The sequence below is a fragment of the Bifidobacterium sp. RTP21102st3_E2_RTP21102_210122 genome (genome assembly GCF_040916945.1).
GTDB classification, from domain to species: domain Bacteria; phylum Actinomycetota; class Actinomycetes; order Actinomycetales; family Bifidobacteriaceae; genus Bifidobacterium; species Bifidobacterium longum.
In genome coordinates this window covers 48,400-64,825 of sequence record NZ_JBCPAN010000008.1, presented here as the reverse complement: position 1 = coordinate 64,825, position 16,426 = coordinate 48,400, and the positions used below count along the sequence as shown (strand labels likewise).

Sequence of the window (16,426 nt, the reverse complement as noted above, 5' to 3'; positions counted from 1 at the left end):
GAGAACTGATGCAGGAAGTATTCGCCACGCTCGGGGCAGTATTCCCATGCGGAGCCGCCAAAGTAGGAGCCCCACTGATTGGGCTCGGCGCCGGGCTCGCCGGGCGTGGTGCCGGGACGAGCCGGACGCCACCAATACCAGTCGGCGTGTTCGTCGTCTTTGTTCTTGGATGCTTCAAACCAGGCGTGTTCATCGGAAGTGTGATTGACAACAAGATCCATCACGATCTTGAGCCCACGCTTGTGGGCCTCGGCCAGCAGCTCGTCCATATCGTCGAGCGTGCCGAACAGAGGATCAATGTCCTGATAGTCGGAAATGTCATAGCCGTTATCGTCTTGCGGAGACTTGTATACCGGGGATAGCCACAGCACATCCACGCCGAGGTCGGCCAGATAGTCGAGCCGTGACGTAATGCCCTTGAGATCGCCGAGGCCGTCGCCGTTGGTGTCTTGGAAGGAACGCGGGTAAATCTGGTAAACGACCGCATTGGACCACCACGGATTTGGGGTGGCACCGTTGGTGCGGATGGAATCTGGAATTACTGTGCGTTGTGAAGTGGTCATCGTTGGCTCCTCCATTATTTATGGTCTACATTGCCTGTTGCTCATAGTCTAAAAAGCGCTGAATTACATTTCCATTGGGGAACTGCGTTGGTGTGCCGGAAACAAAAACTGCAAAGAGCCGGAAGGCACTGCTACGGCTCAATTCTCATAAGCTGCACATGCTATTTAGCAACATATGGGCCCTTTCGCTGTTTGTGGTGGGTGACTGTGCCGTGGGGTGATGTTGGTCGGGTAGGTTGGAGGCATGGATGCCTCTCACCTGTTCACCGCCGCGCTTCGGCTGCGGTCGCCTTGGAGGGTCGGGTCTGCGGACTTCCGTGACGCCGACGGCGACGGGCGGGAGCCGCACATCACGATCGGCTTCGAGCCCGGCAGAGGGTTCATGCTCCTGTTCGAGGCGTGGGTGTGGCTATATCGCCTGTGCTCGTGGATGATGCACTCGAGGCTCGAACCTATGAAGGAGCTCGCCCGCTTGTTCCGCCGCCACTTCGCCACCATAATCTACCTGACCTGCGGCAGCTCACATATTAACGGTTCTTCTGATTGCGACGCGCAAGAGCAACTTCGGGCGCGCTTGGATTGTCTGCTTGAACCCACTGGTGCGGGGATAGATGATTTAGTTGACACGCCTGCGGGAATCTGGTGGGGATTTCGCTGGCACACCGGATTTCAAGCAAACCCCGCCTCGGGAACCGCTCCGGACTTCGGCGTTGGCCCGGTTCGTATGTCAATCGATTGCCGTCTGAACCGGGACAGAATCCGCTGTCCCGGTTCGCGATTTTTGTCCTTTTTTTACAAACAGGGACAAGCCAATCTCCGCAGTTCATATGCTCCGTAATACAAAATCGGCGGAATAGAGCCGATCCCGGAATCAACATGTTGTCCCGGTTTTCACATAAAACGATTGACATTCATACCGGGACAATGAAAATTGTCCCGGTTCGTGAAAATCGCCCGAAACCGCGAACCGGGACAGCGGATTCTGTCCCGGTTCGCGCGTCAAACGGTTGATATGTGGACCGGGACAAGCCAGTGGCACGGCGACACAGCAGATGCGTTCAATTGCACCGTAAGCCGTACGGTTTCGTCACTTTTTCATTCGCACAACGAGCAAAACCACATGACCTTTGTGCGCCACCGCCACATCAACCGACCGTCGCCTTTATTGTGGCGGTTTCCAGTATGGCAACAGGACAGAAGAGCCTCCTCCGGTGAGAGCCGGAGGAGGCTTGGGTGGAAGCGGACCTTTACTTCACAGAGTCCTGCAATTCAGGACTGGCCTACGGCCAGACCCAACATGACCTCGCGAGTACGCGACCTATCCGGCCGCCCGGGCCGGGAAACAGCCCACGGGGCTGTTTCCTTAATCGGCTCGTCTCGCTCGACGCGGTGAAGTAAAGCAGCGCCTGCGCTGTTTTACTTCACCGCTCCCCTCATCACACCACCGACGACCCACTTTTGGGCGAAGATGTAGACGATGAGGATCGGGGCCATGGCCATCAGGTAGCTGGAGAAGGCCATCGGGTAGTTGGTGGCGAACTGCGAGCTGAAGACGTACTGGGCGAGCGGGATGGTCTGGTTCGACTGGTCGGTCAGGATGATCAACGGCAGGAGGAAGTCGTTCCAGGCCCACAGTGCGGTCAGGATGGCGATGGTGGCGTTAATCGGGCTCATCAGCGGGAAGATGATGGTCCAGAAAATGCGCCACGTGGATGCGCCATCGATTCGGGCCGCCTCTTCCAGCGAAACCGGAATCGAACGGATGAAGCCAGTGGCGATGAACAGGTTCGTGCCCAGGCCGAGCACCGTGTACAGAATGATCAGGCCGACCTGGTTGTCCAGGTGCAGGGAGCCCATCTGCTTCGCAATCGGCAGCATGACGACCGGGAACGGCACGAACATGGCGGCGATGAAGAAGTAGTACAGGAAGCGGAAGAAGCGCTTGTCCATGTTGCGGGCCACGGCGTAGGCCACGAAGGTGTTGGTCAGCAGGGTGAGCACCACGGCGGCCACCGTGATGATCGCGGAGTTGAGCGCGGCCTTCGGGTAGTTGACCTTGGCGGAGGCGTCGGCGAAGTTATGCCACTGCCACGAGGTGGGCAGGGCGAAGGTGCCGGCTTCGGCCGGGGTCTTCAGCGCGGTGACGATGGTGAAGTAGAGCGGGATCAGAATGGTCAGGCTCAGCACGGCCACGGCGGCGGTCAGCCACCAGTTGATCTTGTGGTCCCTGCGGAACTTGGCGGGCTTGCCGGACTTGGACGGGGTAACTGTTGCAGTAGTCATTTCTTATCCTCCCCTAAATCAGATCTGTTCCTGGCTGCGGGAGATGCGCAGCTGTACGAAGGCGATGATCGCCAGCACGATGAAGAAGAGCACGGCGTTTGCGGTCTGGTAGGCGTACTCGCCACCGGTCAGGCCACCCTTCCAGATGAGGTAGGTGACGGTTTCGGTGGAGGAGTTCGGACCGCCCTCGGTCAAGGCGACGACCTGATCGAAGGTGCCGAGCGCGTTCTTCATGGACAGCACGAGGTTGATGGTGAAGAACGGTCCGATCAGCGGGAATGTGATCTTCCAGAACTTCTGCCAGGCGTTGACGCCGTCGATGGCGGCGGCCTCGTAGATTTCGTCGTCGATGGTCTGCAGGCCGGCGAGGTAGATGAGTACCGAGTAGGCGATGCCCTGCCAGACGGCGAGGAAGACGATTGGGATCCAGCTGAGTTGCTCATTGGTCAACAGCGAGGTGGACAGCCACTTGATGCCCAGCGCCTTGCCGAGCTCGGGCAGCGGGTTCATGAAGATGTACTTGAACACGTAGCCGATGACCAGCACGGAGAGGGTGTAGGGGATGAAGAAGATGGCTCGGAAGCCATTCTTGAAGGCGATCTTCGAGTTCAGCAGCACCGACAGGAACAGGGCGATCACATTAATCAGCACCGTGATGAGAATGGCGATGAGGAACGTGAACAGGTAGGCATGGCCCACTCGGTTGTCCTGGAAGAGGGCGATGTAGTTCTTCAGTCCGATGAACTTGTAATCGCCGTAGCCCTGCGAGTTGGTGAAGGAATACTTTACGCCATCAAGAAATGGCAGGTACAGGAAGAAGGCGAAGATGATGGCCGCCGGAACCACCATCCAGTAGTAGGCGGGGTCCACTTTGCGGGTGGAGAAGGCGGAGACCTTCTTCTTGGCCGGTTTCTTGGCAGCGGTCTTGGTTGCGGTTGCGTGTGACATGATGTTCTCCTCTCCTACCGATCACTCGAAGGTCCTGGCTTGGACCTTGTCCCATTCGGTCTGCATCTGGTTCAGGAAGCGGTCGGTGTTGCCGGAGGTCACCATGGTCTGCAGGTAGCCGCCGATGTTGATGGACGAAGGAATGTAGTGGTCGCAGAAGTCGGCCAGTCGGTTTTCCTCGAAGAACGGGCGCACGGTTTCCAGCGCATCGTTGCCGAAGTAGGTGTCCTTCAGCGGCGTGATGGCGGACTGGGCGTCGGCGTAGGCGTCAAGCTGATCCTTCTGCATGAGGAACTCGACGAGCTTCATCGCTTCCTTGGGGTGCTTGGTGTTCGCACCGATGGTGAGCATCACGTCGTCGCCGGCGGTGAGGATCTGCTCGCTGGCGTCATCGGTGGCCGGCATCTGGGCGAAACCAAGTTCGATATCGGGGTTGATCAGCAGGATCTGCGGGATGGCGTAGGTGCCGAGCGGGATGATCGCGGCCTTGCCTTGGGCGAAGTTCTGCGTGCCCTGCTGGTAGGTGACGCCGGTGTCCGCAGTGGAGTAGGTGAAGAGCTCGGATTCCTTCTCGACTGAGGTCTTCCACAGTTCCTGGAACGTGGTCTTGCCTTGCTTGAGCTCGGTGTACTTCGATTCGGGAACCAGCGTGCCGGCCAGGGAGGCGAGCGGTGCCTGGGTGGTCCAGGCGTCGGCCACGGAACCCTGCAGCGGGTTGATGCCGGCGTCCTTGAAGGTGTTGAGCATATCGGTGAACTCGCTCCAGGTGGTCGGCGGGTTCTCCGGGTCAAGGCCAACCTTGCGGAACAGAGCCTTGTTGTAGATGTAGCCGGAGGCGTTACCCGCGAAGGGCAGGCCGTACAGGCGCTTCTTGGAGGAATCGGTGGTCTGCACCAGATTCTTGGCGATCTGCACCATGCCGGGGTTGAGGGTGTCCACGATGGGTTCGTCGGTGAAGTCGTAGAACACACCGGAGGCGGCGAAGTTGCCGAAGCTGATGTCGCCGTTGAAGGTGATCACGTCCGGCACACGATTCTTGACGAAACGGGTGCGCAGATCGGTCTGGGCGTTGGCGGAGTTGTTGATGTTGACCTTGATGGTCGGGTTCTGCTTCTCAAAGTCGGCGACCATGGACTTGAACTGGTCGGCGGCCTCGGACTTGAACTGGAAGAAATCCAGCGTGACGGTGCCTGCGGTGCTGGAGCCGCAGCCTGCCAGGCCGAACCCGACGGCGATCGCGCACATCACGGCGGCGGTGCGCACGGCCAGACGCTTCAGTCTAGGCGTTGCATGTGGGGAATCGGACAGCATAATTGTTGACTCCTTTATCTTTCTTTTCCTCCGGCTTCGGTGCCGGCGGTTCTTCCACTTTCCAAGGTAACGGTTCGGCCATTTCATTCCCAGCGCCAGCGAGCCCACTTGCGCAAGCAACAAAAAGCGCGGTATTTTGTGATTAACGCAATAAATACAGCGAAGGGGCTTGCATGTCTGATGTCAACGCGATTCCACAGTGGTTTTCCGGATCCGAGCATACGCATCGCGTGGCGGCGGCAATTGCCCAATACGGGCCGATAGCCCGCACTACGTTGGCACAGATGCTGGGACTGAGCCAAGGGGCCTTGTCCCGCATCACCAGCGATCTGATCTACGCCGGGGTGATCGAGGAGCTTCCGGCCGAGGCCGGCCCGTCAGGCAAGCTGCCCGAGCGATTCACGCCAAGGGAAAGTTCGGATCGTCGCGGACGCCCGCAGACTTCGCTGGTGTTGTGTTCGAACGCACGCACCTTCATTGGTGTCAAGGTTCATGGGATGTCGATTGTGGCCGCTGCGGTGAACGCGCATGGCGAGGTGGTGTCCGGCCGGCACGAGATGCCGATCGGGGCGGATCAGTCGGCTGAGTATGTGGTGTCGGCCATCACGCGGCTGGTGCGCGAATGTTCCGCCGATATCGCCTCTTCCGGACTACCCTCCCCCACTGCGGTGGGCGTTGCGGTAGGTGGGCATGTGGTCGACGATTCGATTGTGACGTTCGCGCCGTTCCTGCATTGGGACGGGGCCACGGACTTGGGGACGATGGTCACAGAGGCGACCGGCCTGCCGTGCGGGGTGTTCAATGATATCGATTCTCTGCTGGTGGATGCCTCCTGGTTCGGGCCGGGTGTCGGCGTGGATATGTTCGCCGTGGTGACCATCGGCGTGGGTGTTGGTTATTCGCTGGCCGTGAACGGCAAGCCAGTGCAGTACCCGGATAAGAGCTATGGTCTGGTGGGCCACGTGCTTATCGATCCGGAGGGGCCGCGCTGCACCAGCGGACATATCGGCTGTTCACAATGCTTGACTGACGATTCAATCGCCGAACAGTACTCTGCGATTGTGGGTCGCGCGGTCAGTTTTGAGGACTTTGCGCGCGATGCCAAGGAACGCGTGCCGCAGGCCACGCAGTTGGTGAACCGGACGTGTTTCCGGTTGGGATCGCTGGTGGCTACGGTGGCGAATATCGCGATGCCCGGGCATGTGATGATTGCCGGGGAGTCCGCGTTTTTGGCCAAGCTCGGCACCGATTCGCTACGTGACGGCATTCGTTTCTACCGTCACAGCCAGACCCAGCCGGTCAAGTTCACGATTATGAACCACGACTGGCAGCTCTGGGCCAAAGCCGCCGCCAGTCGCGTGATTGTGAAGCATATTGGGTAGGCCGTTCTTGGCTCCCCTCAGAGAGGGGAGCCAAGAACGTTGCTTCGCCACAGTTACTCCGCCACGACCAGCAATTACGGACTTGCCTATCGGCAAGGCTCAATCCCACCTTCGCTCAGCTGTCGCTTCGCTCAGGCCGTGGCTACTGACAGCCTACTAGGCTGTCAGCTTAACGCCACAGCCTTGAGCAATACTGCCTGCTGGGGGTGGAGGGACGGGGGACGAATGCCGTAGCGCTGCAGGGCTTCGCCGGTCAGGACTACGCCTTCCTCGTTCCACCAGCCGAGAGTGCTCTGGCCGTTGGTCAGACCGGTCAAATCCAAGCTCGGGTCAAGCGGGCTGACACGGTAGGTGCGCTCGGGGTCAAGTCCGGGCAGATGCACGGGCGCGGCCGGATAGGTCTGGCTGGTGGTCAGCTGGGTGAAGCGGTAGATGGCGGCGTCACGGTTCGGCATCACCATACCGTCCAGACGCACGGCCGGATCGTTGGAGTCGGCGTGCACGCAGGTGTCGATGGCGAACCAGTCGCGGTGCTTCTTGAATTCGGCCACCCACACGGCCAGCTTGGCGAGCGCCTCGTCCGGCTCCTTCAACAGGTTCCATTCGATGCCCATGTGACCGAAGAACGCCATGGCCATGCGCAGTTCCTGGCTGGTGGCGCGCTGGGTGGAGTGTGCGGGGCTGGCGCCCACGTGCTCGCCCATCATCGCCGGCGGCACCAGCAGCGAGGTGTAGCGCTGGATGTCCGCGCGCTCGACCGGGTCCACGCAGTCGGAGACCCAGATACGATCGGCGTGCTCCAGGATGCCAAGATCCACGCGGCCGCCACCAGAGGAGCAGCTTTCGATCTCAAGGCCCGGATGTGCGGTCTTGAGGCCCTTGAAGATGTTGTAGACGGCAAGGGTCTGCGCGTGCACGGCCGGGCGGCCGGAGCGGCGGGAACCGGGCTCGGTGACGAGCTTGTTGTGGTCCCACTTGATGTAGTCGATACCAAGCTCGCCGACAAGCTGGTCCATGCAGCCGTAGATGTAGTCGAACGCATCCGGATTGGTCAGATCGAGCACCTGCTGAGTGCGGCCCTGCAGCGGCAGTCGGCCGGTGGTGGGCGAAAGAATCCAATCGGGGTGGTTGCGGGCCACGTCGGAATCGGGGTTGACCATTTCCGGCTCGAACCACAAGCCGAATTCCATACCCTTGGCGTGCACGTAGTCGGCGAGCGCCTTCAGGGACTTCGGACCATCGGGCCAGACGTCCTGCGCAATCTGCCAGTCACCGAGGCCGGAGGTGTCGTCGCGGCGGGAGCCGAACCAGCCGTCGTCCACCACGAATCGTTCCACGCCGGAGTCGGCGGCCTTGTCGGCGAGCGCCTTCAGCGTATCGAAGTTGTGGTCGAAGTACACGGCTTCCCATGTGTTGAGGATCACCGGACGGCCGTGCGAGAACAGGCGCGGGTGCAGGGAGCGCACGTAGGAGTGGAATCGGGCGGCGATCTCGTTGAGACCATCGCCATAGGAGCCGAACAGCCACGGGGTGTCGTAGGAGTTCTGGCCTTCGCCAGGGCCAGCGAGCGTCACTTCGCCGCCGAACAGGAGTTCGCCGCCGCCGATCACGCCGGTTGTGTAGGGCAGACGTTCGGCGGACAGCACGGAGTTGCCGCTCCAGCCCACGTGCACCGAATAGGCGTCGCCATGCTCGAAGCCGAAACCGGGCACGCCGGCGGTCAGGAGCAGGGATGCGTCGAAGTCAGGGCGGCCGGCGAGCTGCGGCTTTTCGAAACGGCCGACGGTCAGCGGCTGGCGCTGCGGACTGCGTTCACGTAGATGGTGACCGGTGGTGGTGAGGATTTCGCCGGCGGATTCGGGCAGCGGGAAGCCGAGCTCGATCTTGCCGATCTCGAGCGGGGCTCCGGCGTCTGCACCGAACAGGTTGGTTACGGTGGCCTTCTGACGGACCAGGCCGCCGGGGAGCAGTTCGAGGTGCCATTCGACTTCCACGCCCTGCTCCTCATCGCGCGCGGTGACTATGACGCCGGGCACGCGGACCGGACCGGTGGCACGGGCATGGCCGGCCACATCGGTGTAGCTTTCGCCGGACACGGCATCGAGGGTGGCTTCCAGCACGCCGCCGGCCTCGATATTGGTCACGGTGAACTTGGGGAAGAGCTCGACGCCGGCGCGGCGCAGCACCACGCGCTGCTCGCCGATCCAGCTTTCGGCCTGGGTGGGCAGGATAGACGGCCAGGCGGTGTCGTCGAGCGCGCCGGACACGCGCTGCGGCTTCAGGGCGTCATAGGCGGCCAGCAGGGTGTCGGGCTTGGCCAGCGGGCGGCCCCAGTGGACGATGTGCGGCAGGTCGCTGCCGGCAAACACCAGACCGATCGCCACATTGGCGGCGGGCTGGGTCAGGTAGACGGCGGTGAGTGCGGTGCCGTCAGCGGCGGCGCCGGTGAAAGTGGAGGTGTTCTCGGCCATATTGTCTCCTTCGACGTGTGTGGATTTGCATTGCACTACTGGTTTCGATGGTAGAAGAAATGGAATATGTTGCCTTGGTGCCGCGTGTTGGTTGCGTGAGGTAAGTAATGCGTCCGTGTCTATCGCCGCTGGGCGAAGAAATCAGTCAGGATGGACTGACACTCGCCTTCCAGCACGCCGCCGTGCACTTCAGGACTATGGCCGATATGCGGATCGCGCGGAATATCCCAAATCGAACCGCATGCACCGAGCTTGGGATCCCAGGCACCGAACGCGATGGTGCCGATATGGGTCTGGATGCAGGCACCCGCGCACATCGGGCACGGCTCAAGTGTGACGGCCAGCGTGCAATCGGCGAGATTCCAAGCGCCCAAGGCTTGGGCCGCCTGACGCATGGCGATGATTTCGGCGTGGGCAAGCGGGTCGCCATCAGCCTCACGCGTGTTGTATCCGCGCCCGACAATCTGGCCGGCCGCATCCAGCACCACCGCACCAACCGGTACGTCACCAGCGGCTGCGGCCTGACCGGCCAGTTCCAGTGCGCGGCGCATCGCCTCGTCATATTCCATACCAACGAGTGTATGCCTTTTCTCATATCGTCTCATGATGTGCATAATCGGCCGCAAGCTTAACGTTTTCTTCATGGTTCCCATATACTTTTGGTGGAGAAAAATTTAAGGGAGAAGGCGGCAACATGGCGGTATTTGAGCTCATCCTATGCATCATTGCGGCGGTGGTGGTGAGCTCGTTTGTCAGTCGCTTCGTGCCCAAAGTCTCCACGCCGCTGGTCCAGATTGTGCTGGGCGTGCTGGTTACGTATCTGCCGTTTTTCCCGGATGCAACGCTCGACCCGGAACTGTTCATGGTGCTGTTTATCGCGCCATTGCTGTATTTGGAAGCCCACGAAATCGATAAGTCGGCGTTGCTGAAAACGCTGGATCTGAGCCTATCGCTGGCTATCGGACTGGCTATCGTCACGATGGCGGCGGTCGGATTCACTTTGCATGCCGTCTGGCCGTCCATCACCTTAGCCTCAGCCTTAGCACTCGGCGCGGCACTCGGCCCGACCGATGCGGTGGCCGTCAGCTCCCTCGGTAAAGAAGCCTCGCTGACGCAGCGTCAGCGCAGCGTGCTGAAAGGCGAATCACTCTTCAATGACGCTTCCGGCATCGTCGGCTTCCAGTTCGCTCTGGCCGCCGCCTTCACTGGCGAATTCGCCGTGGGGCAGGCCGCCGGCGAATTCGTGATCTCCTTCTTTGGCGGCACCTTATTTGGCCTGGTGATAGCAGCAGCGGCCAACTGGCTATTCGAGACCGTGCGATCCCTCGGTTGGGAAACCACCACCACACGTATTCTGATGGAACTGTTCCTGCCCTTCCTGCTGTATTTGGGCGCGGAGGAATTCAATGTGTCCGGCATTCTGTCGGTGGTGGCCGCTGGCCTGTTCATCCGATTCGACCGCACCGGCGTGGGGCCGAATGTGGCACGCACGAATATCGTTTCCACTTCAGTATGGGGTGTGCTGAGTTTCTCGCTCAACGGTGCGGTGTTCATTCTTCTGGGCATGCAGCTGCCGCGCGCCATGAGGGCCAGCTGGTCTGACCCGTATATCAGCAATACCGTGCTGATCGGCATTATTCTGCTGGTCACTCTGGTGGTAATCGCGCTTCGATTCTTCTGGATTGCGGCCATGCTGCGCGTTGCGCGAGATACAATCACCGGCCAGCGCCGCAAAATGACACCCGAACGCTGGCGCTCGGCCGCAGTGATGACCTTTGGCGGCCCCAAGGGAACCATCACGCTGTCATTGATGTTTACCATCCCGTATTACATTGCCGGCGGTGCGCCGTTCCCGATGCGTGACGAGCTGATTTTCATTGCGTCAGGCGTGATTATCGTGACCTTGCTGCTGGCCAACTTCCTGTTACCGCTATTGGCCCCGAACCGTGGCAAGGATCCCAGCGCGGAAATGATTCCGGTGACCATCGATGTGTTACGCGCCACGGTGGAGGAATTGACCGGACGCATCACGCCAGAGAATCGCCGTGCGATTCTGATGGTAATCGACCAATACACCAAGCGCATCGGACGATTGCAGCAGCGCATCGGCGATACCGATCCTCAGGGATTCGAGCAATTGCAGATCGAAGCGCTGCATTGGGAAAAGGAATTCGTGCGCGACCGACTTGCCGACACCAAGGCGCATCCGGCGGCGGATACGGCCACGCAAGAGCTGAACGTCGAAGCCTGCGAGCGCATGCTTGACCAGATTATGAATACGCTGCGTCACACTTCCACTGATCCGACTTCGGGGCATGCGGTATCGCAGATTCGCGGTCGCTTACGCATGTTCCAGCGGCAGATGAGCAATTACGCCAAACGCACGGTGTCCAAGATTCGCCACACCACACCATTGGTGAGCGAGGACCAGATTTTCGCGCGCACCCGCGAACTGCAGGTCGAGGCGATTCATCATGTTATCGGTCGGCTTATTGACGAGATGGGCCAGGATACGTACAACACCGAGCATTGTTCGGCACTGTTGCTGGATTATCGTCGTGCCGAGGCTTCATTGCAGGCACGTCCGACCATGAGCGGCACTACGGAAACCATCACGCAGGTCGAGGACGTAAAGCGCGAGAGCTACGGTATCGAACTCGGTATGATTCAGGACATGTACGAAGCCGGCGACATCAACCGAGCCCAAGCCCGCTCCCTGAGGCGCAACATCTACGTTATGCAGGTCGATGCCGATTCCGGCATCTAGTTTCCTTGGCTCCCTTCTCTGAGGGGAGCCAAGTTGGGGATTGCTATTTCCGTATGATTCTCTTCAGTATGTGCAGTAGTGCTTGCAGTGCTCACTTCGCTCATGGGAGAACAGTCTATGACCGCGCCGGCCACAAGCGCCCTCGATGTCCGATTGCTGTGACGGCCGCGCCAATTCCAGTGATGGCGGCTGACTACAGCACGCCAGAGGTAATGTCGTTGTCGAGCAGCCACTGGCGCAAATCGGCGAACTCCTCAAGACTCACATTGTGATCCAGACCGTGGTAGCTCTTGGTTTTCAGCCACGTATGCTCTTCCAACCAAGCGGCGGTGGCGAACAGTTCGTATTTCGGGATTACGCCATCGTTCTTGCCGTACGTATAGAACACGGGGATATCGTAATCGGCCAGGCGAGAGTCGGCGGGGGCCGTGCCGGGCACCTGACCGGGTGCGTTGAAGCCGGACAGGGAGACGACGGCCCGGTACCGCTCGGGATTGATACGCAACAAATGCACGGCGACCAGCCCACCTTGCGAAAACCCAAGCGGCACCACGTCACGGTCGGCGGGAATGTTGTCGGCCACCCATCGGTCGACTGCTGTGGCGGCGGCATACGCGTCGTAGTCACGATCATCGCCGATAGGCAGGGCATCGTGGAACCACGCGTAGTTGCCGGGGTCGGGACTGCCTTCACGGGCCGGCGCGAGTGTCAGCGGCCCGCGCAATGCCACGAAATCGTTATATGGAGCGATGAGGCGCATGATGTCCGCCATGTCTTCTTCGCTGGATCCCCATCCATGCAGGCACAGGAACAGCGGATGCGTGGCATGCTGGTCGAAGCCGCCGCGCGAGGTGACGCTGTGCTCCACGGTGAGTGGCTCGCCAAAACGTCCGGGCACAGTGGTGGATTCGCGGCCGATCAGAGGCTGGCTGGCATTCGCTTCTTTGCTCATACCATTCCAATATAGAGGTCTTGCGCGCTGTGCGGAAAACGATGGACCATGATTTCAATCACATTGGGTAATCCGCGCCGAATCGCCTTGGGACTTTTCAAGGGATACCGGCAATCTGTCAGGCGTTACCGCTGTCTGCGGTATCTGCGGCTGCGGTGATTGTCTCAAGTTCGCCGCCCCACTGCTGCTGCAGTGCGGTCATCTTGCTGGCCTCGCCGAACACCATCCAGCGTTTGCCGTTCAGCAATCGCCAATCACCTTTCGTTTGCTCATTATCAGCGTATTGGCTCAGCAGTTCGGAAATCTTGCTTTCGATAGGTGCCCGGCTGATGGCTGCGGACGATTCCGATTCAAAGGATACGAAGGCCACTCTCGGATCAGTGCACATCTGTACGGTGGTGATGCCCGGCAAACCGCCCGTATCAAGCCCCTGCCATCCTTCTTTGCACGCGCCGGCAGCTTGTTCGATGCCTTGCTCCATCTGTGCGGTATCTTCGACGGGTGCCTTGTCGTTCGACTGCTGAATCAGTCCTTCCGGGAACAATACGCCCACGGCCACGCCGATAACCAAGCAAACTATGGCGCACACCAGTGCGATGATGCCGCCCGCGCCCACTCCCCCGTGAGTGGCGTACCGAGGCATGGTGACTCGCGCAGCGATGACCAGAATCAGGGTGATGCCGATAAGCACCGCCGCCGTCAACGCAATGTATCGTCCTGGCACTGCCGTCATAAAGGAAATGGCGTAAGGCGCGATCTCATGAACCGCCGAGGTGGCCGATACCACGACGGCTAGCAGTCCGCTGACAACGGCAAGTCTGCGGCACAATATCGACGTTGGGCTGCTGGCTTTTGTAGCGGCGAATCGCCGGCCGGCATCCCGCCTGGATGGGCGTCGATTCTGTGCACGACGTGAGCTGCGCGAATCGTCATACTGACCATCGCCGAAGAAATCGTAGTCCTCATCGTTGCGGGCCATCGGTGCCCCCTTCCTGCCGATTACACAGCTAGTGTACCGCTATGGCTTGGGAATGGCGGTCATTCGGGGGAATGATTCAGGGCACAAAAAGAACCCCGGCGGTTGCCCGCCGGGGAGAGAAAGGAGAGAGAAGAAGAAAGGGGGTTCAATTGTCGGGAACTGCTGCGGCTCCTGATCAGCTTTCCGCTGACATCTTTTATATAACCACTGCTTTCTGGGTCTACCTCTAAGTTTCTCTGAGAAAAACCTGAGAATACTTGCGATTGATGGACCGCGGAAGCGTGAGGAGCCTCTCACGTTTCCGCCCAAGGCGCTAGACTTGAAGGCAGTATTTATTTGCCCAAGGAGTTTTTCACATGCTGCTGTCCGACCGCGACATTCTCGCCGCACAGTCCGCAGGTCATATCTCACTTGATCCGTGGACCCCCGAAATGGTGCAGCCCGCTTCCATCGACGTGCGATTGGATCGGTACTTCCGTTTGTTCAATAACCACGCCTACACCTATGTCGATCCGGCGGAAAACCAAGGCGCGCTCACCGAACAGTTCGAGGTGGCTCCCGACGAACCGTGGATTTTGCACCCTGGCGAGTTCGCACTGGGTTCCACGTGGGAATACGTCAAGTTGGACCCGTCCATTGCCGCCCGTCTGGAAGGCAAGAGCTCACTGGGCCGATTGGGGATTCTCACCCATTCGACTGCGGGCTTCATTGACCCCGGTTTCGAGGGGCATATTACGCTTGAGCTGTCTAATGTGTCGACGTTGCCGGTCAAACTATGGCCTGGCATGAAAATCGGCCAGATGTGCTTCTTCCAGCTGAGCTCGCCCGCTGAGCACCCTTATGGCTCCAAGGGCACCGGCTCGCATTATCAGGGCCAGCGGGGTCCGACGCCGAGCCGTTCCTACGAGAATTTCTACCGCGCGCACATCGACGACTGAGCGTTGCGACGTACCATTCGGCCGGCGGATGCCGGCCATTTGCTTAATCCCAAGGAGATGTCATGACCAACAGCGATGGCGGGTTCCAGTTCGACTTCCAGCAGCCCGAAAAGCCGGTCAGGCCAACGGTTCCTCCGATTCCCGGGCAAGAGACGGCAGCATATAGCACAGAACCCACGGCACAAGCCACACCGGCTCTGCAGTTCCCGCAGTCTGTGCAGTCTGCGCAGTCTGCGCAGCCCACACAGCCCACACAGTTTGTGCAGCCCGCGCAAGTAGCGTATGCCTCACAACCCACGCAAGCTGTGCCGACCGTACAAGCCGCTCAGCCGACGCAGCCCATCGATCCGGCCATGACGCAACCGTTCTCGCCGCAATTCCTGGCTGCGGTTGCCGCACAAGCACCACAGCCGGCGGCAGCCACGCAGCCAGTAGTATCCGAAACACCAATCGCCGCTGCGCCCGGCCAGCAGCAATACGTTTGGGATCAGACGACGCAAAGCTTCCGCCCGGTGGAACCGACAGCGCCGGTGACGCCAGCAGCACCAGCCGCACCAGCGGCACCGGCGACATCGCCTGTTTCGGTAGCTTCAAACGCCGCGACACAGGCGTTCCACCCCAATCAGGCCGAGCAGCCTGCGGTAGATGCCGAGGCAACACAAGCGTTCCAGCCTGATCAGGTCATGGCAACACAGCCTTTCGAAGCTCAGGCCATGCCGAATGCCGAAACCGCGGCCGCACAGGCATACGGCGCATCATCCACCGTATCCGGTGAGACCGTTGCCATGCCGGCAACGCAAGTAGCGTCTGCCGATGATGCTGCAGCCACACAGGTGTTCCAACCGGCCGCCCTGGCCGCTTCGGCACAGGCTCAGCCTGCTGTGATGCCTCCCTCCATTCCGTTGGATCAGGTCTCCGATGAGGACGATTCCGATGGCGCCGAGCCTCGTCACGGCGGTAGCGGCAAAAAGAACACCCGCAAGATCGTCGGCATTGCCGTAGCAGTAGTCGCCGTGATAGCGCTGGTTGTCGCCGGCCTGCTCTGGTGGCATTCCAACAGCAGCAAGGCGAGCCAAGCCGTGGCATTGGCCGAGTGCAAGGTAGCGGCCAAGCAGTACACGAATGCTCAGAAGAAGCTCACCACCGCCATATCCAATGGCCAAACCAGCGCGCAAACATCCACCAGCGATGTGGCCGATGCCAATACGCTCACCACGCTAAATCAGGCGTTGCAAGACGCCGGCAATCCGGCTGACACCGCCAAGTGCGATTCCAACCTCAACGCCACTGAGTTGAAGTCTCACACTAAAGAGCTGCAGAATGATGCCAGCGACATGGCTGACAAGACGGATGCCATCAACAACGCGATCAAGGCCGTTAATACTTCAAAGGCGACGGCCGATACCAACACACTGAAATCGAACCTGAGCTCGGCTATTTCGCAGGCGCAGGGCACGCTGGATAATTCCGCGGGCAGTGTGGCCGATGAAAACACCCGCACCGCGCTGCAAAACGCCATCACCGAGGCCAATACGGTGATGAACGGGACCAGTCCGTCCGAATCCGACGTCAATAATGCGATTTCTAAACTGCAGAAGGCCGAGTCCGACGTCACCGCCTCGATGCAGGCCAAGCAGCAGGCAGATGCCGCCAAGCAAGCTCAGGAAGAGGCTCAGCAGAAGGCCGACCAAGAGGCACAGCAGAAGTCTCAAGACGAGTCCAACAATAGCGACAACAATAACGGCGGCGACAACTCCACCTCTACTGACGGCACCGACGGCAGCCACAACTGAGGTCTGCAGCGTTCTCCTGTTTCTCATGGGCGGTAACTT

Annotated in this window: 12 protein-coding genes; 4 read left to right on the top strand and 8 right to left on the bottom strand. The window is 60.0% G+C overall.

The window, feature by feature from the left end; all coding sequences use genetic code 11:
* The 4 genes from AB5287_RS09500 to AB5287_RS09485 form a co-directional block, all read right to left on the bottom strand.
* A partial coding sequence (locus AB5287_RS09500; protein WP_368221115.1) for an alpha-amylase family glycosyl hydrolase occupies positions 1-563 on the bottom strand: 563 nt, incomplete at its 3' end.
* A 1,416-nt stretch (positions 564-1,979) separates the two neighbouring features.
* Positions 1,980-2,846 (bottom strand): carbohydrate ABC transporter permease, encoded by an 867-nt coding sequence (locus AB5287_RS09495; RefSeq protein ID WP_007051830.1) that lies wholly within the window; start codon positions 2,844-2,846, stop codon positions 1,980-1,982.
* A gap of 18 nt (positions 2,847-2,864) precedes the next feature.
* Positions 2,865-3,794, bottom strand: coding sequence for a carbohydrate ABC transporter permease (locus tag AB5287_RS09490; RefSeq protein WP_007051829.1), 930 nt, complete (start codon positions 3,792-3,794; stop codon positions 2,865-2,867).
* 21 nt (positions 3,795-3,815) lie between these two features.
* Entirely contained in the window at positions 3,816-5,105 is a 1,290-nt protein-coding gene (locus tag AB5287_RS09485) for an ABC transporter substrate-binding protein (RefSeq protein ID WP_060662395.1), read from the bottom strand.
* Positions 5,106-5,278: 173 nt separating this feature from the next.
* On the opposite strand from AB5287_RS09485, the gene AB5287_RS09480 reads away from it, so the two are divergent.
* Positions 5,279-6,487, top strand: coding sequence for an ROK family transcriptional regulator (locus tag AB5287_RS09480; RefSeq protein ID WP_007051827.1), 1,209 nt, complete (start codon positions 5,279-5,281; stop codon positions 6,485-6,487).
* A 164-nt stretch (positions 6,488-6,651) separates the two neighbouring features.
* On the opposite strand, the gene AB5287_RS09475 is transcribed toward AB5287_RS09480, so the two are convergent.
* Together AB5287_RS09475 and tadA are read right to left on the bottom strand one after the other, a co-directional pair.
* A complete protein-coding gene (locus AB5287_RS09475) occupies positions 6,652-8,958 on the bottom strand; it encodes an alpha-galactosidase (protein WP_276358717.1) in 2,307 nt (768 codons plus the stop codon).
* Between the two features lie 119 nt (positions 8,959-9,077).
* Positions 9,078-9,527 carry a tRNA adenosine(34) deaminase TadA gene (tadA, locus tag AB5287_RS09470; RefSeq protein WP_007051825.1) on the bottom strand — a complete coding sequence of 150 codons (450 nt, stop codon included), beginning with the start codon at positions 9,525-9,527 and terminating at the stop codon, positions 9,078-9,080.
* 125 nt (positions 9,528-9,652) lie between these two features.
* Between tadA and AB5287_RS09465 the strand changes: the two genes are divergently transcribed.
* On the top strand, positions 9,653-11,725 hold the full coding sequence (locus tag AB5287_RS09465) for a sodium:proton antiporter (protein ID WP_032684375.1): 2,073 nt from the start codon (positions 9,653-9,655) through the stop codon (positions 11,723-11,725).
* 193 nt (positions 11,726-11,918) lie between these two features.
* Here the strand turns inward: AB5287_RS09465 and AB5287_RS09460 are convergent, their stop codons facing one another.
* Both AB5287_RS09460 and AB5287_RS09455 read right to left on the bottom strand, forming a co-directional pair.
* The gene (locus AB5287_RS09460; RefSeq protein WP_008783033.1) at positions 11,919-12,677 is read right to left on the bottom strand and encodes a phospholipase/carboxylesterase; all 759 of its coding nucleotides are present in this window, start codon (positions 12,675-12,677) and stop codon (positions 11,919-11,921) included.
* A 118-nt stretch (positions 12,678-12,795) separates the two neighbouring features.
* Positions 12,796-13,656 (bottom strand): hypothetical protein, encoded by an 861-nt coding sequence (locus AB5287_RS09455; RefSeq protein WP_011068622.1) that lies wholly within the window; start codon positions 13,654-13,656, stop codon positions 12,796-12,798.
* Positions 13,657-14,012: 356 nt separating this feature from the next.
* On the opposite strand from AB5287_RS09455, the gene dcd reads away from it, so the two are divergent.
* Together dcd and AB5287_RS09445 are read left to right on the top strand one after the other, a co-directional pair.
* Positions 14,013-14,594, top strand: coding sequence for a dCTP deaminase (gene dcd, locus AB5287_RS09450; RefSeq protein WP_007051821.1), 582 nt, complete (start codon positions 14,013-14,015; stop codon positions 14,592-14,594).
* A gap of 62 nt (positions 14,595-14,656) precedes the next feature.
* On the top strand, positions 14,657-16,387 hold the full coding sequence (locus tag AB5287_RS09445) for an FIVAR domain-containing protein (protein WP_131220066.1): 1,731 nt from the start codon (positions 14,657-14,659) through the stop codon (positions 16,385-16,387).
* Positions 16,388-16,426: the final 39 nt, after the last annotated feature.